Consider the following 25,519-nt stretch of genomic DNA (forward strand, 5'->3'; position numbering starts at 1 on the left):
GTACTTCTGCTCGTAGCAAGACAGCTACACAAATCGAGCCGCCGTGTCATAGCAGCCACGCCAGCGCGTAACCTTGCCGTCACGGACGGTAAAGACGTGAATCCACTCGGTTTCGACCAGACGTCCCTCCGGGCGGGCCGTGAATCGTTCGAAGCCGAGTACGGTGACGTTCTCGCCCGCCTCGATGAATTCGCGCGGTTCGAAGCTTTGCATGTCGTCGGCTTGCGCCACTTCAGCGAAGAACCGCGCGACCTCTTCCTTGGTCTCCCGCTGTCCGGCGTACGGGATGGCGGGCGGACCCAGCATCTTCCAATCCACCTTGTCGGCGAGCAGATCCAGGATGGCTGGTACATCGCCACGCCCAAAGGCGTCGTAGGCGGCCTTGACGACGGAAAGTGAGGTGGTCATGACGGATCCTGAGTGGGATTGAAGACCGGGCCATCAGCGATTCCAAATTAGCGCGAATCGACGAGGTGTCAAGCCGGCGCCCGTTGTCCATCATCTGCTTCTGGATCCGGCGGAGCGGGTCCGTCCGCTCATTGTTCGTTGCCGTCACCGGACTTGCGCCGCCGTCCACCACTGCCGTCCCGTTTAGGCGGTGCCACGCGCAGTTCCGACAGAAGCTGACGCGCCAGCGCGCCCTCGGCTTCCGCCCGCTCGGCCCGCCGTAGCGCCTCCGTGAGTTCGGCGCCGACCCGATCAAGCTCGATGGCCTGCCTGCCATGCGCGAGTTCGCCGGCGTCCAGCCGCTCTGCCTGGGCCGCCACCTTTGCTTCCAGCCGCGCCCTGACCTCGGCATGGCTCACGGCGGCCTCGCGCGCCTCATTGCGGGCCTGCGCCAGGTCGGCACGCATTTCTTCCACCAGCCGCTCGCCCTTCTGGCGCGCGGTACGTTCCTGGTCCAGTTCGCGCAACGCGCGCCGTTCGCTGGCTTCCGCCCGCTCCTGGGCGATCTGCACCTGCTCGCGCGCGCGTTCCAGTTCCGCCGAAAACTGCTTGCGCAGATCCGCGAGCTGCCGGCCAGCCGCCTCCAGTTCGGCACGGCCCGCTTCCAGACGCCCTTGCGTCCCGGCGTGTGCCTGGCGCTCCGCGGCCAGTTCGGCCTGCATGGCTTCTTGAGCCTGCCGTGCCTCGCCCAGCTGCGCGGAGATCGCCAGCGCGTCTTCGCGCGCGGCCACGGTCTCGGCGCGTGCGGCATCGCGCTCCGCCTCGGCGGCGCTCGCCGCGTCGCGCGCTTCGGCGCGCAGCGCGGACAGCTCGTTACTGGCGGCGTCGTTGGCGGCCTGCCAGATCGTCTTGACCGCTTCGGCGGCGACATCCTTGAGTGCATCGGGCAGATCCGGATGATCGATCGTGACGCGCGTACGCCCTCGCAGCTCCTGCCAGAACTGCTGAAGCACCTCGGCGGGCGTACCCATGCTTCCTTTGCGCACCAGGCTGTAGAGCTTGTTGGCTGTCGGCGTGACGCCGTAGCGGAAAAACAGCAGCCCGCATACCTCGCGATACAACGCGCGCGTCTCGGGAAAACGCGCGCGCAACTCGGCCAGATCGGCTTGCAAGGTGGCGTCGCTCAGGCTCAGGTCGGAAGTTGGCATCAGTGACGAAGTCAGATTTTATTTTGGAATTTTACTACGTAATACGTAATGAATACGTTTTCTTTTCATTTCTTTAGACATAAGTTTTCTTATGTCTATAATTACGCCGAGATCACATTATCGACTTGCATCTATCCATGAGTTCAGCCTTGGATCCCCGTTATCCAGCCGCGTCCACCCTTGTCGCCGCGTTGCCCGTGCCACTAGAGCGCCTGCGGCTGCCCGCAGAGCTTTCCGGCACCCAAGGCGCGAATCGCGCGCCGGCGCGCGCGGCGCAGATCGCCGCCTCGGATGACCTGGCCGCCATTGCCGCCTGGCTGGCTCGCTACACCAATACTCCGGCCACGCTGCAGGCCTATCGCCGCGAGGTGGAGCGGCTGGTGCTCTGGGCAACGTTGCAGCGCGGCAAGCCCCTGTCCTCGCTGACGCACGAGGACCTGCTGGCCTATGAGCACTTCCTGTCGGATCCCCAGCCTGCTGCACGCTGGGTATTGGCTGGCAACAAGAAGCTGGCCCGCAGCCATCCCGACTGGCGTCCCTTTGCCGGCCCGCTGTCGCCGGCAAGCACGCGCCAGGCCATGGTGATCCTGAACGCCTGTTTTGCCTGGCTCACCGAAGCTGGCTACCTGGGCGGCAATCCGCTATCGCTCGCGCGCCGCAGGCGCGGCCCGGCAAAGGCGCGGGTCACGCGCTACCTGAGCCATGCGCTGTGGGATGCGGTCAAGGAGGCGATCGAAGCCATGCCGACGGACACCGACCGCGAGCGCCTGCACGCGGCGCGCTGCCGCTGGCTGTGCACCGTGCTCTATCTCGGCGGCCTGCGCGCGGCGGAAGTCGCAGGCACCGCCATGGGTGCCTTCTTCTGCCGGCGCGATGCGCAAGGCGTCGAGCGCTGGTGGCTCGAAGTCACCGGCAAGGGCAACAAGCCCCGCCTGGTCCCCGCCACCGACGAGCTGATCGCCGAACTGGCACGGTATCGCCGCGCGCATGGGCTCCCGCCCACCCCGCAGATGGGCGAGGAGCGCCCGCTGGTCTTGCCGGTCATTGGCCGCGAAAGGGCCCTGTCGCGCGGTGCGCTGCACTTGGTCATCAAGGAAGTGTTCGGCATGGCGGCCGAGCGGCTGCGGGCGCGGGGACCGGAATGGGAGGCGCAGGCCGAGGTGCTCGCCAGCGCGTCGGCGCACTGGCTGCGGCATACGGCCGGCTCGCATATGAGCGACCGGCAAGTGGACCTGCGCCATGTGCGCGACAATTTCGGCCACGCCTCCATTGCCACCACCAGCATCTACCTGCACACCGAGGACGATGCGCGGCACCAGGCAACGCAGGACCGGCACAGGATCGGGTGGACAAAGTGAATGTGCCAGCTTGCCCCTGTGACCGGGGGCCGGCTATGCGTCGGCCTCGGGATCGTAGGGCACGACCTCTTCGTGCTCATCCGGGTTGTCGCGCGCCACGATCGCGCGCGCCGGCGCCGTGTCGCTGAGGTTGAACGGCTGATGCGGCACGCCTGGCGGAATAAACAGGAAATCGCCGGCCTCGGTCACGACTGACTGGCGCAGGCCCGGTCCGTAGCGGGTTTCCACCCGGCCCTCGAGCACGTAGATGCCGGTTTCATACCCACGGTGCATGTGCGGCTCGGCATGGCCGCCGGGCGGGACGACCACGATCGACATGGACAGCGCCCTTGCACCGGCCGTTTGCCGCGATATGCCTACGAAATACGGCAGTTTCTGCATCGTCGATACCTCCCGGTCGGGATGCACGACGACCACGTCCTGCGGCGCGTCATGGGTTTCGTCTGACATGGGATCTCCATCGAAGCCGGCGGATGGCGTGGCATACGGCGCTGGCACGGCCACCGGGTGCTACTGCAGCATAGAGCAGCGACTGTGCGATGACGAAAGCCGCGCTGCTAGGGTTGGGGCCGGGACTGTTAAAATCCCCCCCAAAATTCTCACTTGGCAGGACACGATGGGTTTCGAACAACTGGCAGCATTGAAAGCACAACTGGCTAAGCAGGCGAAAGAAGCCCGTCCGGCCAAGCAAGCGAAGGAAGCACGCCCGGCCAAGCCGCCCCGTGCGCGCGCTGACTCGGCGGCCAAGCCTGCCAATGCGGGCAAGCCCGTCGATCCGGTGATTCAGGCCATCGGCAAGCTGCAGAAGCGCTTCCCGCTGGCCTTCCCCAAGAATCCCGCGCCCAAGGCGCCGCTCAAGGTCGGCATCTTCGAGGATCTGCTGCAGCATGCCGCATCACTGGCGCTGGACGAAGCGATGCTGCGCGAGGCGGTCCGCACGTGGTGCCGCGGCACACGGTACTGGACGTGCATGGTGGAAGGCGCCACGCGCGTCGATCTGGCGGGAGAGCCCGCCGGGCAGGTGACGCTGGCTGACGCCAAGCGGGCCCAGCAGCAGCGGTCTCAGCAATACCGCGCCACCCGGGCGCAGAAGGCCAAGGATCAGCCTGCGGCGGACGCCAACAAGAGCGGCCCGGCCAAAGAGGAGCCGGCCAAAGAGGAAGCGGCCAAGCCAGAGTAAGACGGTTTAGCTGCAGCAGGCATAGCGGAGGGGCATCGACGTCGCCGGCACCGGCGACGTCGATGCCCCTCCTTCGTTTTCCCCCGAGCCGCGCGCAGCGCAGCCGTAGGCGTCCCACCGAAGGCGCTGTGAGGAGGGGCCACCAAGCACCAAGTAATCCGGGTTCGCTCATCTGACGTCTCTATCCTGATCATCTACGCGGCAGGCAGTCTGGCTATGCCCTGTACCGTCTTCACCGCCTCGGCCCGTTCGTCAGCCACGAAAACGCGTTTTTGGTTACTTTTGTCGCGAGACAAAAGTGACTCGCCGGCTACGCCGGCGAAACAGCGGCGCCCGCCAAGCACGATACCCCCATCCAGCACCCCCCTCCCATCTCCATACCTCCCCCTCAAAAACCTGGACCCATCAAAACCCCAGGACTGGCACTAACCCCGCCTAACTCCCTTCCCTACCATGGCGTTCACATGTCGCAGAAAGCGTCATGTGCCGGCGCTTCCCATCCCATCCGGGAAGCCCATCAAACAGAGAGGGTGCATAGACACCCCACCATAGGAGACTGGCATGACTCTTGCTCAACTTCCTCTCCTCCTCGTTTAGGCACCAAACGCGGGCACCGCGTCGGTGCCGACCCACCGTGCCGCCGCTGCGGTCGGCATGCAAGCAGTCTCAATCTACGAGGAGTCTCATCATGCATTGGTTCAAGCAACTGGCTGCAGGCGTCGCACTGGCGGCCGTCCTGGCCCCGGCCGCCCATGCGCAGGCGAAGGAAGTCGTGATCGCCTATCAGGACATGGTGGTGCCCTGGCGCTATGCCCAGGACATGAAGGAGGTGGAGAAGCAGACCGGCTACAAGGTCTCGTTCCGCCAGTTCACCGGTGGCGGCGACGTGATCCGCGCCATGGCCTCGGGCCAGATCGCCATCGGCGAGGCCGGTTCGTCGCCGATCGCCTCGGCCCTGTCGCAAGGGCTGGACGTGGAGCTGTTCTGGATCCTGGACGACATCAACGCCGCTGAGGCGCTCGTGGCCCGCAACGGGTCGCAGGTCACCAGCATCGCCGACCTCAAGGGCAAGCGCGTGGGTGTGCCGTTCGTTTCGACGACGCACTACCACACCCTGGTCGCGCTGGAGCAGGCCAAGGTCAATCCGAAGGACGTCAAGATCATGAACATGCGCCCGCCGGAAGTCGCCGCCGCATGGGAACGCGGCGACATCGACGCCACCTTCATCTGGGACCCGGTGCTGGCCAAGGTCAAGCACTCGGGCAAGGTGCTGACGACCTCCGGCCAGATCGCCGCGCAGACCGGCAAGGCCACCTTCGACGGCATGATCGCCAACAAGAAGTTCGCGCGCGAGAACCCCGACTTCATGGTCAAGTTTGTACGCGTGCTGGCCGTCGCCGACGACAACTACCGCAATAACAAGGCCGCCTGGACCCCCGACTCGCCGAACATCAGGGCGATCGCCCGGCTGACCGGCGCCAAGGCCGAGGAAGTGCCGGCCAGCATGGCGCTGTACAGCTTCCCCACGCTCCAGGAGCAAGCCTCGCCGCGCTGGCTCGGCGGCGGCGCGGCCAGCGCCTTGCGCTCGGCGGCGGTCTTCCTGAAGGAACAGGGCACGATCCAGACCGTGCTGCCCGACTACAGCAGCGGCGTCAACGCCGAGTGGGTCCGGCGCGCCGCGCAGTAACCACAGCCTCTTAAAGTCTTAAAGCGCCACGTGGCGGTGCCTGCCCGGCTCCGCTGTCGTACCTGCCCTCGCCCGCCCGTGCGGCCGGCGATGCGGCGAGCTACACCCCAATATTTCAGGAGGACTGTCATGTCCCGGCTGGAAATCGACAAGGTCAGCGTCAACTACGGCGGCCGCGGCGGCGCGCAGACGCTCGCGCTGTCGCAAGTGAACCTGACCATGGAACGCGGCGACTTCGTCGTCGCCCTCGGCGCCTCGGGCTGCGGCAAGACCACGCTGCTGTCCTGCATCGCCGGCTTCATGCAGCCGTCGGAAGGCGAGATCCGCCTCGATGGCAAGCCCGTACTGGGCCCCGGCGCCGAACGCGGCGTGGTGTTCCAGAAGCATGCGCTGATGCCGTGGCTCAACGTGGTCGACAACGTCGCGCTTGGCCTGCGGCTGCGCGGCGTGGGCCGTGCCGAACGCCTGCGCATCGCACAGGAAAAACTGGCGCAGGTGGGACTGGAGAAGGTCGCCAGCAAGCCTGTCTACCAGCTCTCGGGCGGCATGCAGCAGCGCGTGGGCATTGCGCGCGCGCTGGCCAACGACCCGGAAGTGATGCTGATGGACGAACCGCTCGGCGCGCTCGACGCGCTCACGCGCGAATCGATCCAGGCGCTGATCCTCCGGCTGTGGGCGCGCGAGCAGAAGATCGTCTTCTTCATCACGCACAGCGTGGAAGAGGCGCTCTTCCTTGCCACGCGGCTGATCGTGATGACGCCCTCGCCGGGGCGCATCGCGCACAGCTACGACCTGCCCTTCGCACGGCGCTACATCGAATGCGGCGATGCACGGGCAGTCAAGTCCGACCCGGAATTCATCCGCTACCGCGAAGAAATCGTCGACCTGATCCATGCCACGCCCTGAGGATAAAGCCATGACCGTACCCGTCCAGCAGGTCGACGCCGCCACCGTGGCGGCCGCCGCAGCACCCGCCAGGAACCCGGCCGCTACCGGCCAGCCGGCTGCTTCGCGCCGCCCCATGCGCACTGTCTCGGGCTACCGCATGCCCGGCGAAGGCTCGAGTTCGCGCATTGCCACCGTCACCGTGGTATCGCTACTGGCCCTGTGGTGGACCGCCAGCCATCTCCAGTGGGTGCCGCCATTGTTCCTGCCCACGCCGGAGGCCATCATCAAGGCCTTTATTGATGCCTGGAACGGCAACGTGCAAGGCGGCCAGCCGCTGCTGGAACACTTCCACGCCAGCCTGGTGCGCGTGTTCGGCGCCTTCGCTCTGGCCGTGCTCACCGCCGTGCCGGTCGGCGTGCTGATGGGCGTGTCGCGCATCGCGCGCGGCATCTTCGATCCGCCCATCGAGTTCTACCGTCCGCTGCCGCCGCTGGCCTACCTGCCGCTGATCGTGATCTGGTTCGGCATCGACGAGACCTCCAAGATCCTGCTGATCTACCTGGCCTGCTTTGCGCCGCTGGCCATGTCGGCCCGCGCCGGCGTGCGTTCGGTCACCATCGAGCAGATCAACGCGGCCTACTCGATGGGCGCCACGCCGTGGCAGGTGATCCGCCACGTGGTGCTGCCCGCTGCGTTGCCCGACATCCTGACCGGCATGCGCATCGCCATCGGCTTCGGCTGGACCACGCTGGTCGCGGCCGAGATGGTGGCGGCCACCGCCGGCCTTGGCCAGATGGTGCTCAATGCCTCCAACTTCCTGCGCACCGATGTGGTCATCATGGGCATCCTGCTGATCGGGCTGATCGCCTTCCTGTTCGATCTGCTGATGCGCAAGTCGGAGACGTGGCTGGTGCCCTGGAAGGGCCGCATGTAGGAACCGGCACGCCCGTTCCACGTGGGCCATCGACGGCGCCCGCCTGTCCGCGAAAGCGGCAAGGCGGGCGCCGTTTTCTTTCATTCCGGGACATGTCGAAGTCTGGCATGGCCCAACGCCGATCAGCGCCTGTTGGCTGTCCACCACCATTTTCGGGCCCTCCGGAGACTGCCTGAGCACCTGGATGTGCGATCGGCACGTGGCACGGCATGTGCGTAACAGAGGCTGCAGTCCAAGCCCTCAAGGAACCGCCATGAACGCCAGACTCGCCTACCTGATCGCCGTGCTCGCCGCGACCCTGGCTGCCGTCTTTCTCGCCGGCGAGCCTGACGTCTTCCAGGACGACAACGCCACGGGCATTCCCGACCTGTTCCTGTCCGCGCAGTAGCGGCTCAGTCCTGCTGCGCCTCGCCCTGCTTCACGCGCGCCAGCGCCGCGCCCACTTCCCCATAGAACTGCTTGAGTGCGACCGCGTCCAGGTCGGGCGGCTGAAGCGCCGGCCAAAGCAGCGCGATCAGGTCGCTGGCGGCACGGTCGATATCGACCGGACGCCCGCTCACTACCGCATCCCACAGGATGTGCTCCATCGGCCCGAGGATGGCCGAGCGCAACAAGCGCAATGACAGGTCGGTCCGGATTTCCTTGCGCGCCTGCGCGCGTGCCAGCAGGTCCATCAACGGTGCCGTATAGCGGCGCTGCAGCGGCACGAACACTTCCTCCAGCCCCTGCCCCTTGGCACGGCCTTCCGATAGCACCAGCGCGCACAGCCCCGTGCCCTGGATCAGGAACAGCCGCAGGTGCGTGCGCACGAAGAATTCCAGCTGGACCTTGGTGCCCTGCTCGCGCGGCAGGCCGCTTTCCATGGTGGCAATGATCTCGTCGTACCAGTCCTGGATGACCCGCACGCAGAGATCTCGCTTGCTGTGGAAATAGGTAAAGACCGTGCCTTCCGAGATGCCCAGCCGCTGCGCGATCTCCGTGGTGGTCGCACGCTCGTAGCCAAGCTCGGAAAACACTTCCCGTCCGACCCGGAGGATGTCGCGCATGCGCTGCTCGGCCTTGGCGCGCGCCGGCACCCGGCGCTGTCCCGCAATCTGCTGCATCGACGTGTCCTTGCGTGGTGTGATTCGCGAGGTCCGCATTATAAGTGCGGCCCCGCTCTCTCAGCCGCCCGTCCGGGCGCGCCTCCGAACCCACTTTATACGATAGTTGACCAATACTCAATTTTTGTTGATTTTTTCTGAGCGGAGGTATAACTTTACCGGACAACGAGAACAAAGCAGCGCCAAACCGCCCGAGAACTCCCCTCTGCCATTTTGAGTAAAGCTCAAAATATGGGAAGAACGACACCGAACGCCGCATTCTGGAGACGAGCATGACGATGCAGCCTGGGACACCCCGGCCCGTGCGCGATACGACCTTGCCTGCCAACGGGCTGTCCTATGTAAAGGGTGACACTACCTCCCCGCTCAGCGAACAGACGATCCCGGCCCTGCTGGCCGATACCGTCGCGCGCCACGGCCAGCGTCCGGCGGTGGTCTTCCGCGAGCAGGGCATCCGCTGGACCTGGCAGGAATTTGCCGCCGCCGTCGATGCCATGGCGGCCGGCCTGCACGCGCTGGGCCTGCGCCGCGGCGACCGTGTCGGCATCTGGTCGCCGAACCGCGCTGAATGGCTGCTGACCCAGTTCGCCACGGCACGCGTCGGCATCGTCATGGTCAATATCAACCCGGCCTATCGCCTGTCCGAGCTCGAATACGCGCTGAATAAGGTCGGCTGCAAGGCCGTCATCGCGCCGGAATCGTTCAAGACCTCGCGCTACCTGGACATGCTCCAGGCCCTGGCCCCCGAGTTGCAGCAATGCGAACCGGGCGCCCTGCAGGCGGCCCGCCTGCCCGCGCTGCGCTGGGTCATCCGCATGGAGGACACGCCCACGCCGGGCATGCTGACCTGGCAGGAATTGCTTGCGCGCGGCGCCGGCGCGCCGACCTCCGAGCTGGACGCAATTACCGCGCAGCTCGACCGCAAGGACCCGATCAACGTCCAGTTCACCAGCGGCACCACGGGCGCGCCCAAGGGCGCCACGCTGACGCACCGGAACATCGTCAACAATGCGCGCTACATCGCGGCCGCGATGCGCTTTACCGAGCAGGACAAGCTGTGCATTCCCGTGCCGCTGTACCACTGCTTTGGCATGGTCCTGGCCGTGCTCGCATGCGTCTCCACGGGCGCTTGCATGGTGTTCCCGGGCGAAGCGTTTGAACCGGTTGCGACCATGTCGGCCGTCAGCGAGGAGCGCTGCACCGCCCTGCATGGCGTGCCCACCATGTTCATCGCGCAGCTCGACCACCCCGACTTCAGCCGCTTCGACTTCTCGACGCTGCGCACCGGCATCATGGCCGGCTCCCCGTGCCCGATCGAAGTCATGAAGCGCGTCGTCGCCGACATGCACATGGCGGAGGTCACGATTGCCTACGGCATGACGGAGACCAGCCCCGTATCGTTCCAGAGCTCGACCGACGACCCGCTCGCCAAGCGCGTGTCCACGGTCGGCCGCGTGCAGCCGCACCTGGAATGCAAGGTCGTCGACGCCACGGGCCAGATCGTGCCGGTCGGCGAGACCGGCGAGCTGTGCACGCGCGGCTACTCGGTCATGCTCGGCTACTGGGACGACGAAGCCCGCACCAGCGAAGCGATCCGCGACGGCTGGATGCACACCGGCGACCTGGCGACGATCGACGCCGAGGGTTACTGCAATATCGTCGGCCGCGTCAAGGACATGCTGATCCGCGGCGGCGAGAACGTCTATCCGCGCGAGATCGAGGAATTCCTGTTCCGCCATCCGAAGGTACAGGCCGTGCAGGTATTCGGCGTGCCGGACCAGAAATACGGCGAGGAAATCTGCGCGTGGATCGTACTCAAGCCGGGCCAGAGCGCCACGGAGGACGAGATCCGCGCGTTCTGCCGCGACCAGATCGCGCACTACAAGATCCCGCGCTACATCCGCTTCGTCGACGAAATGCCGATGACGATCACGGGCAAGGTGCAGAAGTTCGTCATGCGCGAACGCATGACGAAGGAACTCAACCTCACCGAAAGCAAGACCGCCTGACCACGGCGCCCTCTACACATTCACGGAAGAACACGATCATGACCGAACTCCCTGGCCTGAAATTCGACCTGGGCGAAGACATCGAGATGCTGCGCGGCGCCGTGCGCGACTGGGCCCAGGCGGAGCTGGCCCCGCGTGCCGGTGAAATCGACCGCACCGACCAGTTCCCCATGGACGCCTGGAAGAAGATGGGCGACCTCGGCGTGCTCGGCATCACTGTGGCGGAGGAGTACGGCGGCGCCAACATGGGCTACCTCGCGCACATGGTGGCAATGGAGGAAATCAGCCGCGCCTCGGCCTCGGTCGGCCTCTCATACGGCGCGCATTCGAACCTGTGCGTGAACCAGATCCACCGCAACGGCACGCCTGCGCAGAAGGCAAAGTACCTGCCGAAGCTGGTGTCCGGCGAATGGATCGGTGCGCTGGCCATGAGCGAACCGAACGCCGGCTCCGATGTGGTCAGCATGAAGCTGCGCGCCGATTTCAAGGGCGACCGCTATGTGCTCAACGGCACCAAGATGTGGATCACCAACGGCCCGGACTGCGACGTGCTGGTGGTCTATGCGAAGACCGAGCCGGAACTGGGTGCGCGCGGCATGACTGCCTTCATCGTCGAGAAGGGCATGAAGGGCTTCTCGGTCGCACAGAAGCTGGACAAGCTCGGCATGCGCGGCTCGCACACCGGCGAGCTGGTGTTCGAGGATGTGGAAGTCCCGGTCGAGAACATCCTGGGCGCCAAGAACGGTGGCGCCAAGGTGCTGATGAGCGGCCTCGACTACGAGCGCGCCGTGCTGTCGGGCGGCCCGGTCGGCATCATGCAGGCGTGCATGGACGTGGTCACGCCGTACATCCACGACCGCAAGCAGTTCGGCCAGAGCATCGGCGAATTCCAGCTGATCCAGGGTAAGGTGGCCGACATGTACACCACGCTGCAGGCCGCGCGCAGCTACCTGTACACGGTCGGCAAGAACCTTGACTCGCTCGGCGCCGACCACGTGCGCCAGGTGCGCAAGGACTGCGCGGCGGTGATCCTGTACACGGCCGAGAAGGCCACGTGGATGGCTGGTGAAACCGTGCAGATCCTGGGTGGCAACGGCTATATCAACGAATACCCGGCCGGCCGCCTGTGGCGCGACGCCAAGCTGTACGAGATCGGCGCCGGCACCTCGGAAATCCGCCGCATGCTGATCGGCCGCGAGCTGTTTGCCGAAACGGCCTGATCCGCAACCGACGCCCCCGCTGCCCGCCCCGCCTGACCAGAACCAGACCTGCCCAAGATCGTATGCCGACCTTAGAAACCAAACTCAACGCACGCTCCGAAGCGTTCAAGGCCAACGCCGAAGCCATGCAGGCGCTGGTGGCCGACCTCAAGGCCAAGGTGGCGAAGCTGGCCGAAGGCGGCGGCGATGCCGCGCGCGACAAGCACCTGTCGCGCGGCAAGCTGCTGCCGCGTGACCGCGTGCAGCAACTGCTGGACCCGGGCACCCCGTTCCTGGAGCTGTCGCAGCTCGCCGCGTATGACATGTACGACAATGCCGCGCCGGGCGCCGGCATCATCACCGGCATCGGCCGCGTGGCCGGGCAGGAATGCGTGATCGTCTGCAACGACGCGACCGTCAAGGGCGGCACCTACTACCCGATGACGGTCAAGAAGCATGTGCGCGCGCAGGAGATCGCCGAGCAGAACAACCTGCCGTGCATCTACCTGGTCGACTCCGGCGGCGCCAACCTGCCGAACCAGGACGACGTGTTTCCCGACCGCGACCATTTCGGCCGCATCTTCTACAACCAGGCCAACCTGTCCAAGCAGGGCATCCCGCAGATCGCGGTGGTGATGGGCTCGTGCACGGCCGGCGGCGCCTATGTGCCGGCGATGAGCGACGAATCGATCATCGTCAAGAATCAGGGCACCATCTTTCTCGGCGGCCCGCCGCTGGTGAAGGCGGCCACCGGTGAAGAAGTCAGCGCCGAGGACCTCGGCGGCGCCGACGTGCATACGCGGCTGTCTGGCGTGGCGGACTACTTCGCGCAGAACGACCATCACGCCCTGTCGCTGGCCCGGAACATCGTGCAGCACCTGAACCGGCGCAAGCCCGACCAGATCCGCCTGCACGCGCCGGCCGAGCCCCTGTATCCGGTCGAGGAACTGTATGGCGTGATCCCGACCGACACGCGCAAGCCGTTCGATGTGCGCGAGGTGATCTCGCGCATCGTCGACGGCTCCGAGTTCGACGAGTTCAAGGCGCGCTACGGCACCACGCTGGTATGCGGTTTTGCGCGCATCTGGGGTTACCCGGTCGGCATCGTCGCCAACAACGGCATCCTGTTCTCGGAGTCGGCACTCAAGGGCGCGCACTTCATCGAGCTGTGCTGCCAGCGCAAGATCCCGCTGGTGTTCCTGCAGAACATCACCGGCTTCATGGTGGGCCGCAAGTACGAGAACGAGGGCATCGCGCGCAACGGCGCCAAGATGGTGACTGCCGTGGCGACCGCGCAGGTGCCGAAGTTCACGGTGATCATCGGCGGCTCGTTCGGTGCCGGCAACTACGGCATGTGCGGCCGCGCGTATTCGCCGCGCTTCCTGTGGATGTGGCCGAATGCTCGTATCTCGGTGATGGGTGGCGAACAGGCCGCGAGCGTGCTGGCGACGGTGCGCCGCGACGGCATCGAGGCGAAAGGCGGCAAGTGGAGCGCGGAGGAAGAAGAGGCGTTCAAGCAGCCGATCCGCGACCAGTACGAGCACCAGGGCCACCCGTACTACGCGAGCGCGCGGCTGTGGGACGACGGCGTGATCGACCCGGCGCAGACGCGCACGGTGCTGGGGCTGGGCCTGTCGGCGAGCCTGAACGCGCCGATCGATGACATGAAGTTCGGCGTGTTCCGGATGTAAGCCGGCCGCAGATCCCAACGCTTATCCAAGCCAGACAGCCATGGAATTCACCACGCTTACCGTCACCGTCGCCCGCCATGTGGCGACTGTCACGCTGAACCGTCCGGACGTACGCAACGCATTCAACGAGACCGTCATCGCCGAGCTGACCGAGGCCTTCCGCGTACTCGGCGGCAACGACGAAGTGCGAGCCATCGTCCTCGCCGGCAACGGCCCGGCATTCTGCGCCGGAGCCGACCTGAACTGGATGAAGAAGATGGCCGGCTACTCGAACGACGAGAACCGCGCCGATGCGCTGGCCCTCGCGAGGATGCTGCATACCATCTGGTCCTGCCCGCGCCCGGTCGTCGCGCGCATTCAGGGCGACACCTACGCCGGGGGCGTGGGCCTCGCTGCCGCATGCGACATCTCGGTGGCCGCCGACCATGCGCACTTCTGCCTGTCGGAAGCGCGCCTTGGCCTGCTGCCCGCCACCATCAGCCCGTACGTGATCCGTGCCATGGGCGAGCAGGCATCGCGCCGCTACTTCATCACCGCCGAGCGCTTCGATGCCACCGAAGCGCTACGCCTGGGCTTCGTCCACGCCGTGGTGCCGGCCGACGCGCTGGACGCGAAGGTCGAGGAAATCACCGCGGCGCTGGTGGGCAACAGTCCCAACGCCGTGCGCGAGAGCAAGCGGCTGGTGCAGGAAGTCGCGGGCCGCGTGATCGACAACCACCTGCTCGCCGATACGGCGGACCGCATTGCCGCGATCCGCGCCTCGGAAGAAGGCCGCGAAGGCGTGCGCGCCTTCCTGGAAAAACGCTCGCCAGCCTGGAAGCCGGCTTAAGTTAGAGCCGACCGCCGCACCCGACACCCCTATCAAGAGAACCCCGGCAGCATGCCGTGGCAGCGCCTGCCCGCTGCCGGCATGCGGCAGCGGTCGCGGCCGACACCGCCCGCCCCCATCCCAGGAGAAACCATGTTCAACAAGATCCTGATCGCGAACCGAGGTGAAATCGCCTGCCGCGTCGCCGCCACCTGCCGCCGGCTGGGCATCCGCACCGTCGCGGTGTACTCCGACGCCGACGCCGATGCGCGCCACGTCGCCTTCTGCGACGAAGCCGTCCATATCGGCGGCGCCGCGGCGCGCGACAGCTACCTGCGCGCCGACCACATCATCGAGATGGCGAAGGAGACCGGCGCTCAGGCGATCCATCCCGGCTACGGCTTCCTCTCCGAGAACGAAGCCTTTGCCGAGGCCTGCGCCGCGGCTGGACTGGTCTTCATCGGTCCGCCGGCCTCCGCGATCCACGCGATGGGCAGCAAGAGCGCGGCCAAGCAACTGATGGAAAAGGCCTCGGTGCCGCTGGTGCCCGGCTACCACGGCGAAGACCAGAATCCGGGCCTGCTGCGCAGCGAGGCCGATCGCATCGGCTATCCGGTGCTGCTCAAGGCCAGTGCCGGGGGCGGCGGCAAGGGCATGCGCGTGGTCGAATCGGGCGATGCCTTTGACGCGGCGCTGGCCTCGGTCAAGCGCGAGGCATCGGCCAGCTTCGGCGACGACAAGGTGCTCGTCGAAAAGTACCTCACCCGGCCGCGCCATATCGAGATCCAGGTCTTTGCCGACACCCACGGCAACTGCGTCTACCTGTTCGAGCGTGACTGCTCGGTGCAGCGCCGCCACCAGAAGGTGCTGGAAGAAGCGCCCGCGCCGGGCATGACCGGGGAACGCCGCCGCGCGATGGGCGAAGCTGCTGTGGCCGCCGCCAAGGCCGTCGGCTATGTCGGCGCCGGCACGGTCGAGTTCATCGCCAACCAGGACGGCTCGTTCTATTTCATGGAGATGAACACGCGCCTGCAGGTCGAGCATCCGGTCACCGAGATGATCACCGGGCAGGACCTGGTCGAATGGCAACTGCGCGTGGCGGCCGGCGAGCCGCTGCCACTGAAGCAGGAACAACTGCGCATCGATGGCCACGCGCTCGAAGCGCGCATCTACGCCGAGAACCCCGACAAGCAGTTCCTGCCGTCCACCGGCACGCTGCGCTTCCTGCGCACGCCGCCGGCGGTGCAGTTCATGCGCGGCGGCGATGCCCACGGCCCTGCCGGCGTGCGCATCGACGCCGGCGTGCGCGAGGGCGACACCATCAGCCCGTACTACGATCCGATGATCGCCAAGCTGATCGTGTGGGGCAAGGACCGCGACGAGGCGCTCGCGCGCATGCGCCAGGCGCTGGCGGCATACCACGTGGTGGGCTTGTCCACCAACGTGGCATTCCTGCAGCGGCTGGTGAAATCCGAGGCGTTCCGCACGGCCGATCTCGACACGGGGCTGATCGAACGCAACGAGGCCACGCTGTTCCCGGCGCCCGCGCCGGTCGGCATGGAGATCATCGCGCTGGCGACCGCCGCGCTGCTCGACCGCGAAACGCGCGAGCGCCGCATCGACGCGGCCGACCAGCACTCGCCGTGGACGCATGGCGGCGCGTGGCGGCTCAATGGCGCAGCCAGTACGGCTTACCGCCTGCAGAGCCCTGACGGCAACATCGATGTCACCGTGCACAGCGAAGCCGGCCGCCAGCGCCTCACCGCCCGCGGCAAGTCCCTGCCGTTCCGCGCGTCGCTGCGCGACGAAGTGCACACCATCGACCTCGGCGAGCTTACCGTCAAGGGGCAGTGCCATATCGATGGCGACACGCTGCACGTCTTCAGCGGCGAAGGCCAGTGCTCGCTGGTACTGGCGGACCCGCTGATGCACGCCGGCGAAGCCGAAGGCGAAGGCGGCAAGCTGGCCGCGCCGATGCCGGGCCGCATCATTGCGGTGATGGTCGAGGCCGGCGCCACCATCAACAAGGGCGATGCGCTGATCGTCATGGAAGCCATGAAGATGGAGCACACGCTGACCGCACCGGCAGGCGGCACCGTGCAGGAAGTGCTGTACGCCGTCGGCGACCAGGTCCAGGAAGGGGCGCAACTCGTGACGCTGGAACAGGAGGCCGCCTGACATGGAACGGAACGCCCCTGCTCTTCCCCAGCGGCTTGCGCTGCCCGAGTCCGTCAAGATCGTCGAGGTGGGCCCGCGCGACGGCTTGCAGAACGAGGCGCGCCATGTGCCGGCCGCGGCCAAGATCGAACTCGTCGATCGCCTGAGCGCGGCGGGCTTTGCCAATATCGAGACCGCGTCCTTTGTCTCGCCCAAGTGGGTGCCGCAGATGGCCGATGGCGCGGAAGTCATGGGCACCATCGCGCGCCGGGCCGGCACCGTCTATTCGGCACTGACGCCCAATATGAAGGGCTTCGAAGCCGCGCTCGCCGCCGGCGCCGGCGAGGTCGTCATTTTCGGCGCTGCCAGCGAAGCATTTTCCCAGCGCAACATCAACTGCTCGGTGGCCGAATCGGTCGCGCGCTTCGAGCCGGTGGCCGCGGCGGCCAAGGCTGCAGGCCTGCGCCTGCGCGCGAGCATCTCCTGCGCGCTCGGCTGCCCCTATGAGGGCGAAATCGCGCTTGAGAAGGTGGCCGACGTGGTCGGCCGCATGCGCGACCTGGGCTGCGACGAGATCGACATTGCCGACACCATCGGCGTAGGAACACCGCTGCGCACGCAGGCCGTGATGGAAGCCGCCGCGCATGTGTTCCCGCGCGAACGGCTGGCGGGGCACTTTCATGACACGTATGGCCAAGCGCTGCCGAACATCCTGGCCAGCCTGCAGGCAGGCATCCGCATCTTCCACGCCTCGGTAGCGGGCCTTGGCGGCTGCCCTTACGCCAAGGGCGCGTCGGGCAACGTGGCGACGGAAGACCTGCTGTACATGCTGCACGGCATGGGCATCCATACCGGCATCGACCTGGACCAGGTGATTCAGGCTGGCGTCTTCATCTCCGAGGCAATCGGGCGACCCTACGGTTCGCGCGTCGGCAAGGCGGTGCTCGAGCGCGGCCGCCCGCGGGAATGCGTCTGAGCCCTGTGCTCGAGACCGGGCCCTGCATATGCCAGGAAACACCCGCCAAACCCGGTGTGCGGCGGCTGACGCGGAAAGTGTGTCTGAGAACGAGGCAGGTTGCGACAGACATCGGGCAACGCCGGCGCCACATGCCGCGCTGACAGGCACTGGAACTTGGCGCCCGAGGCGCCTAGGCTAGGAGTCTGGCGCATCGGCAAGACACATTGCCGGTGCAACCCGACGCATCGCATCCCGCGACCCCGTTCGCAAGGAGGCATTCATGAAGACCATTGCCGCACTGGCCATCGCCGCACTTGTCCCGATAGCCGCCCATGCCGCCGGACCGGCGAACCCGGCGGACCGCTACGACTACAACATGCGCAGCCAGGGCACCCCTGCCGATCCGCAACGCTCCACCAACAAGGACGGATACGTTCCCGACACCCAGCGTGCCGGGGACAAGTTCGATCCGTACACGCAGGGCGCGAAACAGGATACGTCTTCGTCACTGGCCGATGACAAGGACACACAGTCCAAGCCGCCGGGCAAACCACACAGCAAGAAAGCGCCAGCCAAATAAGGCCCGCCCTTGCAGCCACAATCGCTGATTTCCCAGTGGCATGGGATCGGATTTGATCGCGCGCAAATCGTCGCCGGCTTCGCGCCGCCAAACTGGCGCGCATGAAATCGATCACCACCCCTACCACCCCCACCACTCATGCCGCTCCCGGCAGCACCGGCGCTGCCGGCCAGGCCATCCGGAGCGGCGACAAGCCTCTCCACCTCCACCAGCGCAAGTCCAGCCCGCCGCTGCATAGCTGGCCCCTGGGCGTCGTCAGCCTGCTCGTGCTCGCGCTGAATACGCTGCTCTGGTGCCTGCTGCTTTGCCCGTTCGCGCTGCTCAAGCTGGCCTTGCCGATGCCCGGCGCGAGGCGGCGCATCGATCCCATGCTCAATGGCATCGCGCGCGCATGGATTACGTGCAATGGCGCGTGGTTCGGCGCGATCCAGCGCTACGGCTGGGATGTCGACGGCATGGCCGGCCTGAAGCGGTCCGACTGGTACCTGGTCAACTGCAACCACCAGTCGTGGGTGGACATCTTCGTGCTGCAGCGGGCGCTCAACGGCCAGGTGCCGTTGCTGAAGTTCTTCCTCAAGCAGCAACTGCTCTATGTACCGTTCATCGGCCTGGCCTGGTGGGCGCTGGACTTTCCCTTCATGAAGCGCCGCACGCGGGCGCAGTTGCGCCGCAAGCCCGAACTCCGGCGCGAGGACCAGGACACGGCGCGCCGCGCGTGCGAAAAATTCTCGCTGTCGCCAACCAGCGTGATGGTGTTCACGGAGGGCACACGTTTCACCGAGGCCAAGCGCGCGGCGCAGGCTTCGCCGTATCGCCATCTGCTCAAGCCCAAGGCTGGCGGTCTGGCGGTGACCATCAACACCATGGGCCAGCGCTTTCGCGCGCTGCTGGATGCGACCATCGTCTATCCGCACGGCGCGCCGACCTTCTGGCAGTTTGCCTGCGGCCGCACCGGCCCCGTCATCGTCCGGGTGCGGCAGATCCCCATCCCGCCGGAATTCTGCAGCGCCGACTACGGCACCGACCCGGCCTTCCGCAGCGACTTCCATCGCTGGCTGGCCGAGCGCTGGGAGGAAAAGGACGCGGAGATCGAAGGCTTGCTTGCACAGGCGGCGGACCACTGAGCCGCGCCACCCCATGCCGGATGGATCCACCAAGTCCCGCATACGCCAACTTGTTCAACGCAGTCGAACGAGTCGGTCTGGAAAATCGTAGGGAAAGCGAGCCAAAAGCGCTCACCATGGCGGCATAGGCGCGTCATGCGGCAGGCACGGCGCGCGCAGCCGTCAAGGAGCAGCGAATGGGACTTCTGGTGAATGGCCAGTGGCAGGACAAGTGGTATGACACCGACTCCACCGGCGGGCGTTTCGTGCGCAAGGACGCCGCGTTCCGGAACTGGGTCACGGCCGATGGCCGTGCCGGGCCGTCGGGGTCGGGCGGCTTCGCCGCGCAGGCCGGGCGCTACCACCTCTATGTGAGCCTGGCATGCCCGTGGGCGCACCGCACGCTGATCATGCGCCGCCTGAAGGGGCTGGAGGACATGATCGGCGTCTCGGTGGTGCACTGGCTGATGCGCGCGGAAGGCTGGACCTTTGCCGACGGGCCTGGCGTGGTGCCGGACACGGTCAACCATGCGCGCGTGCTGCACCAGGTCTATACGGCCGCCGATCCGCAATACAGCGGCCGCGTCACGGTGCCGGTGCTGTGGGACCGGCAGCGCGCGACCATCGTCAGCAACGAGTCGTCCGAGATCCTGCGCATGATGAACAGCGCCTTCGACGGCATTGGCGCGGCGCCCGGCGACTACTATCCGGCGGCACTGCGCGCGGAGATCGACACGATCAACGCGCGCGTCTATGACACGGTCAACAACGGCGTCTACAAGGCCGGCTTCGCCACCTCGCAAGAGGCCTACGAAGAGGCCGTATGGCCGCTGTTCGAAACACTCGACTGGCTGGAAGCCCGCCTGGCCACGCAGCGCTACCTGGTCGGCAATCGCCTGACGGAAGCCGACATCCGCCTCTTCACCACGCTGGTCCGCTTCGACCCGGTGTATGTCGGGCACTTCAAGTGCAATCTGCGCCGTATCGCCGACTATCCGGCGCTGTCGGGCTTCGTGCGCGACCTCTACCAGCACCCCGGCATCGCCGGCACCGTGAACTTCGAGCACATCAAGCGCCACTACTACGAAAGCCACCGCACGCTGAATCCGGCCGGCGTCGTGCCCGCCGGGCCGGTGCTGGACCTTGCCGCGCCGCACGGGCGCGAGCGCCTGGGCTGAGTTCAGCCCGCCAGGCGATCCACGGCACGCCGGCCCTGTGCGACAGCCGCCGTCAGCGACGGGCTGCCCGCGCTGTCGCTGCCCGCGAAGCTCACATTGCCCACGCCCGCAGGCGATGCCCACGCTGCCGGATCCTCCCCGGCAAGGGTATCCGGCCGATAGCTGTAACCATGCGCCCAGCGGTTGACGGTGATGGCGCGGATCACGTCCTTCGCGGCGAATCCCGCCGGCCCCAGCATGCGGTCGAGCTGCGTGCGGATGCCGCGCTCGAGTTCGCTGAACGGCGTGCCCAGCAGGAACGCACGCCCCGCGCGGAAGCGCTCGCGCGCGCTCATGCCGCTGTCGGGCACCGTCGGCACATACAGCATGTGCAGCACCGCGGGATCGGCGGGGCTGGAGCCGGCCGGCGGCTCCAGCCACAGGTCGGTATAGGCCATGGCCGGGGCGTGGATGCGCCGCGTCTTGAGCGCGACAAACGCGCGCCAGTGGTCCAGTGCCACCTTGGTATAGACCAGCGGCGCCTTCACTTCGCCGCGCAGCGTGTCGCCTTGCGCGGCCGGCAGTGACGGCATCAGGTACGGCACCATCATGTTCCAGCCCGCCAGCACCACGTGGCGCGCTTCGATACGGTGCAGGTTGCCGCGCCAGCCGTACGTGACGCGCGTGATCGGGCCATCCGGATCCACCGCGATGGCGGTGGCCTCCAGGCGCAGCCGTACCGGCGCGCCGTCCTGGTCCAGGCGCCCGTAGTCAAACGCCGCGTTGACGATATCCGTGGGACGCGCGAGCTTCGCTACGCCGGGAATCAGCTTCTGCACCAGCAGCCGCGCCAGCGAGGCGTTGCCGTCCGGGAACCACAGCCGCGAGGCCGGCGACTTGCCCAGGCGCGGATCCAGCGCCGGTGCCGGCATGCCCGCGCCAGCCGGCAGGCCGATGCCGATGGCGTCGGCCACGCTGATGCCGTCGGCATCGAGCGCGAAGGCATCGTTGCTGCGGCTGCGCAGGAAACGCTGCCCGGCCAGCCCGATGCCGGCCTTGTCGCGCAGGAATGCCGCATAGCGCGTGCCGCGAAGATAGGTGGCGCGCTCTGCGGCCGCCATGCCTGGCAGGTAGTCGGTGCTGCCATCGGCAAGCCGGGCCAGTGCCGCGCGATCCTGCGGCGGCAATGGCGCGGCATCCAGGAAGCGCCGCAGCGCCGCGGCGTCCGGTGCGGCAACGCCCTGCCGCCCGCCGCGCGCGTCGACCAGTTCGCCGAACGGATCGCCGCCGAGCCACAGGTCCCGGCCGAAATGGTCCGAGTCGAAGAACACCGCGCGGCCCATGCCGAGCGCGGCATAGGGGTCCGCCGGCTCGGCCAGCGGCGCGCGTGCCGGATCCAGGCCAAGGCCGCCCAGCAGCTCGCGCATGGCGGCATCGGCGGCTGCCGTGGGCGGCATCTCCGCACTGCCGCCATAAGTCACCAGCCGCTTGCCGCGCACCGTGAATTCATTGCGCTTGGCGTGGCCGCCGAAGTCGTCGTGGTTGTCCAGGATCAGGATGCGCTTGCCCGGGCCAAAGCGGCGCTGATAGAACCACGCCGCCGCCAGCCCGCTCAGGCCGCCGCCCACCACCACAAGGTCGAAGGCCTCGTGGGCCATCACGGTGGGGTACTTCGCGCCTTCGCGCGCGAGGCTGTGGGCCAGTGTGAAGGTCCCTGCGTGGTTGCCGCGCAGGCCCGTCAGCGCTGGCGGATAAGCCGCGCCGGGCTGCACCTGCGCGGCGGCCAGCAGTTGCGCGGGCGCCACGCCGGCGGCAATGGCCAGCGCGGTGCCGTTGAGGAAATCTCTGCGCGAAATCGTCATGGGTCGTCGTGGCGGGGTCAGCGGGCGGCTTCCAGCTCGCGCCGGCGCGCGGCAACGGCCGCCTCGCCGACCGGCGCTGCGCGGTTGCCCCAGTTGCCGCGGATGAAGGTGAGCAGGTTGGCCAGTTCCTGGTTGTCCAGGGTCCAGCCATAGCCGGGCATGTGATAGTCGGTCGGCGCGGTGTCGACGCGCGCGGTCACGGCGCCGTTAAGCAACAGGTTGACCAGCGAGGCCGGGTCCGGGTCGGCGACCGTCGGATTGCCGGCGAGCGGCGGGAACACGCGCGCAAACCCCTTGCCGTCGGCGCCATGGCAAGGCATGCAGAACTGCGAGTACTGGCGTGAGCCCGGGCTGTCGAAGCGGCCCTGCAGCAGACGTGGCGCCGTGGCCGGATCATGCCGGAACGGCCCGGTCTCGCCGCGAGCGCCTGGCAGCGACTTCAGGTAGACCGCCACGGCGTCGAGATCGGCCGGCGCCATGTACTGGGTGGCCGTGGCGATCACCGTGGACATCGGCCCGAACGAGGTCGCGTGCGCATTGCGCCCGGTGCGCAGGAACTCGGCGATCTCAGCGCGCGACCATGCGCCCAGTCCGGTGACCTGGTCCCCCGTCAGATTGGTCGCCGACCAGCCTTCCACGCTGGCGCCCGACAGGAAACGCTTGCTGCGCTCGTCCAGGCCCTTTTCGGCATACAGCCAGCCGCGCGGCGTATGGCATGCGCCGCAATGCGCGACCGCCTGCACGAGATAGGCACCGCGGTTCCATTCCGCGCCCTTCGCGGCGTCGGTGCGGACCGGCGAGCCGCTCAGGTACAACGCGTTCCACACTACCAGCAGCGGGCGCATGCTGTACGGCCAGCGCATCTCGGCATCGCGGTTGCGCTGGCTGACCGGCGCAACGCCGGCCCGCATATAGGCATAGAGGGCGGCAACGTCCTCGGGGCGCATGCGCGCGTAGGACGGGTATGGCATGGCCGGATAGAGCCGCCTGCCGTCGCGCGCCACGCCCTGGCGCACCGCGCGGTCGAATTCCGCCAGCGTGTAGCCGCCAATGCCGGTCGCGTCCGGTGTGATATTGGTCGAATAGAGGGTGCCCGCCGCGGTGCGGATCGGCAGGCCGCCGGCAAACGGCTTGCCGGATTGGTTCGTATGGCAGGCCGCGCAGTTCGCGATGCGCGCAAGGTAGCGGCCGCGCTCCACGTCGGCCGTGGCGGCCTGCGCAGCGGCGCAAGCACTGCCGAGCAGGCCGGCGAGCAGCGTGGCGGCGGTCAGCAACCGCCTTGCGGGGAAAAGCATGGGTGCGTCCAGGTCTTGTTGTTCTCGGTGATCACGATCTGTCTGCCGCGCCGGCAGCCAGCCTCAGGCGCTGGCTACCGCGAACTTTGCCACCAGCACGAGGCCCAGCACCAGCCCCGCGGCCAGCGTCACGCCGGTCAGGATCAGCGGCAGCGGCCGCATGTTCTCCAGGTCGCGCTGGTGTTCCTGGCCTTTGCGCAGGCCAAGGAAGCCCCATAGTACGGTGCGGACCAGCCTCAGCGGGTTCATGACTACCTCCTTGTCTCCCCTGGCAGCCACTGCGGGGCGCTGCCTGCCCTCGCGCTGATTATCGGCGCCGGCGGCGGAACATGACAGCATCAGATATCGGAAATTCTTGCATATCAGATCGGCGGGCCGCCGCGACCGCGCCGGCGCAGCGCCCATTCCAGCGCCTCGAACCCGGCCTGCACCACCAGGGCCAGCACCGCGGCGGGGATCGCCCCGGCCAGCAGCAGCACGGTGTCGTTGAGCGCCAGCCCGGTGGCAATGCGCTCGCCGTAGCCGCCCGCGCCGACGAATGCGGCAATGGTCGCGGTGCCCACGCTGATGATGGCCGCAGTCTTCACGCCGGCCAGCACCACCGGCAGCGCCAGCGGCAGCTCCACGTAGCGCAGCACCTGCAGGTCGCGCAGCCCCAGCGCGCGTGCCGCGTCGCGCATGCCGGCGGACACCTGCTGCAGCCCCGTGCAGGTGTTGCGCACGATCGGCAGCAGCGCATAGAGGAACAGCGCCACCATCGCCGGCCAGACGCCGATGCGGCCCAGCAGCGGGATCAGCATCGCCAGCAGCGCCAGCGACGGCACCGTCTGGAGCACGCTGACCATGCCGAGCACGCCCTGCCCCAGGCGCCGGCGCCGCGCCGATATGATGCCCAGCGGTATGCCCGCCAGCGTGGCAGCCCCCACGGCACCCGCCACCAGGCCCACGTGGCGGCGCGTCAGGCGCAGCGTGTCGGGACCGAGCAGTGCCTGCATCAGGCCGCCACGGCCGGACCGCTGCGCCGCCTTACCGGACAGGAAGCCGCGTGCAATCGCCGCAAAAGACTGCCCGTCGATCTCCGCGGCCGCGTTCATTGCCACCATGTCGGCCGCGCTGATGCGCCCCGCGAGCGACTGCAAGGATTGCCATGCCGCCGGAAAGCGGCGCGGCACGTCCAGCCGGTAGACCACCACGGCGTCATAGCGCGGAAAGAAGTGCAGATCGTCTTCCAGCACGCGCAGCCCGTATTTGCGGATCTTGGCGTCGGTGGAATAGATATCGATCGCGTCGACCTGCCCGGCCGCCAGCGCCTCGTAGGCAACGCCATGATCCAGCCCGACCGGAAGCTGCGGCAGCCCATAGCGCCGGGCCAGCCCCGGCCAGCCATCGGCCCGGCCCAGGAATTCGTGCGACAGGCCCAGCCGCAGCCGCGGCTGCCGTACCAGGTCGCTCAGCCGCCGCAAGCCGCCGGCATGCGCGTCCGACACGGCCAGCGCATAGGTGTTCTCGAAACCCAGCGCGATGCCCGCGCCCAGTCCCATCGGCGCCAGCGCCTGGTTGATCTGCTCCAGCGTCGCGCCCGGCGGCAGTTTCAGGATCTCGCTCGCGAGCGTGCCCGTGTAGTCCGGATAGAGGTCGATGCTGCCGGCGCGCAGTGCCTCGAAGACGATCGCCGTGTTACCGAGCCCGGCCTGGTGGCGGGCTTCTCCGGCCGCCTGCGTCAGCACTTCGCCGAGGATGTAGGACTCCGTAAAGCGCTTGGACCCGACCCGCAAGGTACCGGCGCCCTGTGCGCTGCACGTACCCGCCAGTGCGAGCGCCAGCAACAGGCCGGCAAGCCAGGCTGCCGCGCCCGCAAGAACGCCGGTACGAGGGAAGGCGAACAAGACGTCACTCCTGTGGGCGGCCGATGTGCATCCGGCATCTCTACATCATAGGCGTGCGCATGACGTCAT

Annotated in this window: 23 protein-coding genes; 15 read left to right on the plus strand and 8 right to left on the minus strand. The window is 67.3% G+C overall.

Features of this window, described 5'->3' with window-relative positions; genetic code table 11:
* Nucleotides 1-24: 24 nt before the first annotated feature.
* A complete protein-coding gene (locus CupriaWKF_RS08470) occupies nt 25-408 on the minus strand; it encodes a nuclear transport factor 2 family protein (RefSeq protein WP_276100562.1) in 384 nt (127 codons plus the stop codon).
* 128 nt (nt 409-536) lie between these two features.
* Nucleotides 537-1,595 (minus strand): DNA-binding protein, encoded by a 1,059-nt coding sequence (locus CupriaWKF_RS08475; RefSeq protein ID WP_276100564.1) that lies wholly within the window; start codon nt 1,593-1,595, stop codon nt 537-539.
* A gap of 137 nt (nt 1,596-1,732) precedes the next feature.
* Here CupriaWKF_RS08475 and CupriaWKF_RS08480 point away from each other — a divergent pair, with 137 nt between their 5' ends.
* Nucleotides 1,733-2,953: a tyrosine-type recombinase/integrase gene (locus tag CupriaWKF_RS08480; protein WP_276100566.1), complete on the plus strand. Its 1,221-nt coding sequence runs from the start codon at nt 1,733-1,735 to the stop codon at nt 2,951-2,953.
* Between the two features lie 33 nt (nt 2,954-2,986).
* Here CupriaWKF_RS08480 and CupriaWKF_RS08485 read toward each other — a convergent pair whose 3' ends face one another.
* A complete protein-coding gene (locus CupriaWKF_RS08485) occupies nt 2,987-3,403 on the minus strand; it encodes a cupin domain-containing protein (RefSeq protein ID WP_276100567.1) in 417 nt (138 codons plus the stop codon).
* 166 nt (nt 3,404-3,569) lie between these two features.
* Here CupriaWKF_RS08485 and CupriaWKF_RS08490 point away from each other — a divergent pair, with 166 nt between their 5' ends.
* The 5 genes from CupriaWKF_RS08490 to CupriaWKF_RS08510 all read left to right on the plus strand — a co-directional run bounded on the left by CupriaWKF_RS08490 (nt 3,570) and on the right by CupriaWKF_RS08510 (nt 8,030).
* A complete protein-coding gene (locus CupriaWKF_RS08490) occupies nt 3,570-4,133 on the plus strand; it encodes a ProQ/FinO family protein (protein ID WP_276100568.1) in 564 nt (187 codons plus the stop codon).
* Nucleotides 4,134-4,821: 688 nt separating this feature from the next.
* Nucleotides 4,822-5,820 carry a taurine ABC transporter substrate-binding protein gene (gene tauA / locus CupriaWKF_RS08495; protein WP_276100569.1) on the plus strand — a complete coding sequence of 333 codons (999 nt, stop codon included), beginning with the start codon at nt 4,822-4,824 and terminating at the stop codon, nt 5,818-5,820.
* A gap of 129 nt (nt 5,821-5,949) precedes the next feature.
* Nucleotides 5,950-6,726: an ATP-binding cassette domain-containing protein gene (locus CupriaWKF_RS08500; RefSeq protein WP_276100571.1), complete on the plus strand. Its 777-nt coding sequence runs from the start codon at nt 5,950-5,952 to the stop codon at nt 6,724-6,726.
* 115 nt (nt 6,727-6,841) lie between these two features.
* A complete protein-coding gene (locus CupriaWKF_RS08505) occupies nt 6,842-7,642 on the plus strand; it encodes an ABC transporter permease subunit (protein WP_276100724.1) in 801 nt (266 codons plus the stop codon).
* Between the two features lie 253 nt (nt 7,643-7,895).
* Entirely contained in the window at nt 7,896-8,030 is a 135-nt protein-coding gene (locus CupriaWKF_RS08510; protein ID WP_276100572.1) for a hypothetical protein, read from the plus strand.
* A 4-nt stretch (nt 8,031-8,034) separates the two neighbouring features.
* Here the strand turns inward: CupriaWKF_RS08510 and CupriaWKF_RS08515 are convergent, their stop codons facing one another.
* Nucleotides 8,035-8,745, minus strand: coding sequence for a TetR/AcrR family transcriptional regulator (locus CupriaWKF_RS08515; protein WP_276100574.1), 711 nt, complete (start codon nt 8,743-8,745; stop codon nt 8,035-8,037).
* Between the two features lie 272 nt (nt 8,746-9,017).
* Here CupriaWKF_RS08515 and CupriaWKF_RS08520 point away from each other — a divergent pair, with 272 nt between their 5' ends.
* The 9 genes from CupriaWKF_RS08520 to CupriaWKF_RS08560 all read left to right on the plus strand — a co-directional run bounded on the left by CupriaWKF_RS08520 (nt 9,018) and on the right by CupriaWKF_RS08560 (nt 20,428).
* Nucleotides 9,018-10,754 (plus strand): AMP-binding protein, encoded by a 1,737-nt coding sequence (locus tag CupriaWKF_RS08520; protein ID WP_276100575.1) that lies wholly within the window; start codon nt 9,018-9,020, stop codon nt 10,752-10,754.
* 38 nt (nt 10,755-10,792) lie between these two features.
* Nucleotides 10,793-11,974, plus strand: coding sequence for an isovaleryl-CoA dehydrogenase (locus CupriaWKF_RS08525; RefSeq protein ID WP_276100576.1), 1,182 nt, complete (start codon nt 10,793-10,795; stop codon nt 11,972-11,974).
* A gap of 62 nt (nt 11,975-12,036) precedes the next feature.
* Nucleotides 12,037-13,644: a carboxyl transferase domain-containing protein gene (locus CupriaWKF_RS08530; protein ID WP_276100578.1), complete on the plus strand. Its 1,608-nt coding sequence runs from the start codon at nt 12,037-12,039 to the stop codon at nt 13,642-13,644.
* Between the two features lie 40 nt (nt 13,645-13,684).
* Entirely contained in the window at nt 13,685-14,473 is a 789-nt protein-coding gene (locus CupriaWKF_RS08535; protein ID WP_276100579.1) for an enoyl-CoA hydratase/isomerase family protein, read from the plus strand.
* 132 nt (nt 14,474-14,605) lie between these two features.
* Entirely contained in the window at nt 14,606-16,630 is a 2,025-nt protein-coding gene (locus CupriaWKF_RS08540) for an acetyl/propionyl/methylcrotonyl-CoA carboxylase subunit alpha (protein WP_276100580.1), read from the plus strand.
* Between the two features lies 1 nt (nt 16,631).
* Nucleotides 16,632-17,585: a hydroxymethylglutaryl-CoA lyase gene (locus CupriaWKF_RS08545; protein ID WP_276100581.1), complete on the plus strand. Its 954-nt coding sequence runs from the start codon at nt 16,632-16,634 to the stop codon at nt 17,583-17,585.
* A 262-nt stretch (nt 17,586-17,847) separates the two neighbouring features.
* Nucleotides 17,848-18,147: a hypothetical protein gene (locus CupriaWKF_RS08550; RefSeq protein ID WP_276100582.1), complete on the plus strand. Its 300-nt coding sequence runs from the start codon at nt 17,848-17,850 to the stop codon at nt 18,145-18,147.
* A gap of 101 nt (nt 18,148-18,248) precedes the next feature.
* A complete protein-coding gene (locus CupriaWKF_RS08555) occupies nt 18,249-19,271 on the plus strand; it encodes an acyltransferase (protein ID WP_276100583.1) in 1,023 nt (340 codons plus the stop codon).
* 176 nt (nt 19,272-19,447) lie between these two features.
* Nucleotides 19,448-20,428, plus strand: a complete 981-nt coding sequence (locus CupriaWKF_RS08560; protein WP_276100584.1) for a glutathione S-transferase family protein — start codon at nt 19,448-19,450, stop codon at nt 20,426-20,428.
* Between the two features lie 2 nt (nt 20,429-20,430).
* On the opposite strand, the gene CupriaWKF_RS08565 is transcribed toward CupriaWKF_RS08560, so the two are convergent.
* The 4 genes from CupriaWKF_RS08565 to CupriaWKF_RS08580 form a co-directional block, all read right to left on the minus strand.
* Nucleotides 20,431-22,269: an NAD(P)/FAD-dependent oxidoreductase gene (locus tag CupriaWKF_RS08565; RefSeq protein WP_276100586.1), complete on the minus strand. Its 1,839-nt coding sequence runs from the start codon at nt 22,267-22,269 to the stop codon at nt 20,431-20,433.
* A 17-nt stretch (nt 22,270-22,286) separates the two neighbouring features.
* Complete coding sequence (locus CupriaWKF_RS08570) at nt 22,287-23,564, minus strand: cytochrome c (RefSeq protein WP_276100587.1); 1,278 nt, start codon at nt 23,562-23,564, stop codon at nt 22,287-22,289.
* Between the two features lie 63 nt (nt 23,565-23,627).
* On the minus strand, nt 23,628-23,813 hold the full coding sequence (locus CupriaWKF_RS08575; RefSeq protein ID WP_276100588.1) for a DUF2970 domain-containing protein: 186 nt from the start codon (nt 23,811-23,813) through the stop codon (nt 23,628-23,630).
* Nucleotides 23,814-23,926: 113 nt separating this feature from the next.
* Complete coding sequence (locus CupriaWKF_RS08580) at nt 23,927-25,390, minus strand: glycine betaine ABC transporter substrate-binding protein (protein ID WP_276100726.1); 1,464 nt, start codon at nt 25,388-25,390, stop codon at nt 23,927-23,929.
* Nucleotides 25,391-25,519 lie beyond the last annotated feature (129 nt).

Origin of the sequence: Cupriavidus sp. WKF15 (assembly GCF_029278605.1) — a bacterium.
Lineage (GTDB): Bacteria > Pseudomonadota > Gammaproteobacteria > Burkholderiales > Burkholderiaceae > Cupriavidus.

Coding starts and splice junctions, on each gene's coding strand:
- CupriaWKF_RS08470 (WP_276100562.1), bottom strand. CDS start 408: ATGACCACCTCACTTTCCGTCGTCAAGGCCGCCTACGACGCCTTTGGG.
- CupriaWKF_RS08475 (WP_276100564.1), bottom strand. CDS start 1,595: ATGCCAACTTCCGACCTGAGCCTGAGCGACGCCACCTTGCAAGCCGAT.
- CupriaWKF_RS08480 (WP_276100566.1), top strand. CDS start 1,733: ATGAGTTCAGCCTTGGATCCCCGTTATCCAGCCGCGTCCACCCTTGTC.
- CupriaWKF_RS08485 (WP_276100567.1), bottom strand. CDS start 3,403: ATGTCAGACGAAACCCATGACGCGCCGCAGGACGTGGTCGTCGTGCAT.
- CupriaWKF_RS08490 (WP_276100568.1), top strand. CDS start 3,570: ATGGGTTTCGAACAACTGGCAGCATTGAAAGCACAACTGGCTAAGCAG.
- tauA (WP_276100569.1), top strand. CDS start 4,822: ATGCATTGGTTCAAGCAACTGGCTGCAGGCGTCGCACTGGCGGCCGTC.
- CupriaWKF_RS08500 (WP_276100571.1), top strand. CDS start 5,950: ATGTCCCGGCTGGAAATCGACAAGGTCAGCGTCAACTACGGCGGCCGC.
- CupriaWKF_RS08505 (WP_276100724.1), top strand. CDS start 6,842: ATGCGCACTGTCTCGGGCTACCGCATGCCCGGCGAAGGCTCGAGTTCG.
- CupriaWKF_RS08510 (WP_276100572.1), top strand. CDS start 7,896: ATGAACGCCAGACTCGCCTACCTGATCGCCGTGCTCGCCGCGACCCTG.
- CupriaWKF_RS08515 (WP_276100574.1), bottom strand. CDS start 8,745: ATGCAGCAGATTGCGGGACAGCGCCGGGTGCCGGCGCGCGCCAAGGCC.
- CupriaWKF_RS08520 (WP_276100575.1), top strand. CDS start 9,018: ATGACGATGCAGCCTGGGACACCCCGGCCCGTGCGCGATACGACCTTG.
- CupriaWKF_RS08525 (WP_276100576.1), top strand. CDS start 10,793: ATGACCGAACTCCCTGGCCTGAAATTCGACCTGGGCGAAGACATCGAG.
- CupriaWKF_RS08530 (WP_276100578.1), top strand. CDS start 12,037: ATGCCGACCTTAGAAACCAAACTCAACGCACGCTCCGAAGCGTTCAAG.
- CupriaWKF_RS08535 (WP_276100579.1), top strand. CDS start 13,685: ATGGAATTCACCACGCTTACCGTCACCGTCGCCCGCCATGTGGCGACT.
- CupriaWKF_RS08540 (WP_276100580.1), top strand. CDS start 14,606: ATGTTCAACAAGATCCTGATCGCGAACCGAGGTGAAATCGCCTGCCGC.
- CupriaWKF_RS08545 (WP_276100581.1), top strand. CDS start 16,632: ATGGAACGGAACGCCCCTGCTCTTCCCCAGCGGCTTGCGCTGCCCGAG.
- CupriaWKF_RS08550 (WP_276100582.1), top strand. CDS start 17,848: ATGAAGACCATTGCCGCACTGGCCATCGCCGCACTTGTCCCGATAGCC.
- CupriaWKF_RS08555 (WP_276100583.1), top strand. CDS start 18,249: ATGAAATCGATCACCACCCCTACCACCCCCACCACTCATGCCGCTCCC.
- CupriaWKF_RS08560 (WP_276100584.1), top strand. CDS start 19,448: ATGGGACTTCTGGTGAATGGCCAGTGGCAGGACAAGTGGTATGACACC.
- CupriaWKF_RS08565 (WP_276100586.1), bottom strand. CDS start 22,269: ATGACGATTTCGCGCAGAGATTTCCTCAACGGCACCGCGCTGGCCATT.
- CupriaWKF_RS08570 (WP_276100587.1), bottom strand. CDS start 23,564: ATGCTTTTCCCCGCAAGGCGGTTGCTGACCGCCGCCACGCTGCTCGCC.
- CupriaWKF_RS08575 (WP_276100588.1), bottom strand. CDS start 23,813: ATGAACCCGCTGAGGCTGGTCCGCACCGTACTATGGGGCTTCCTTGGC.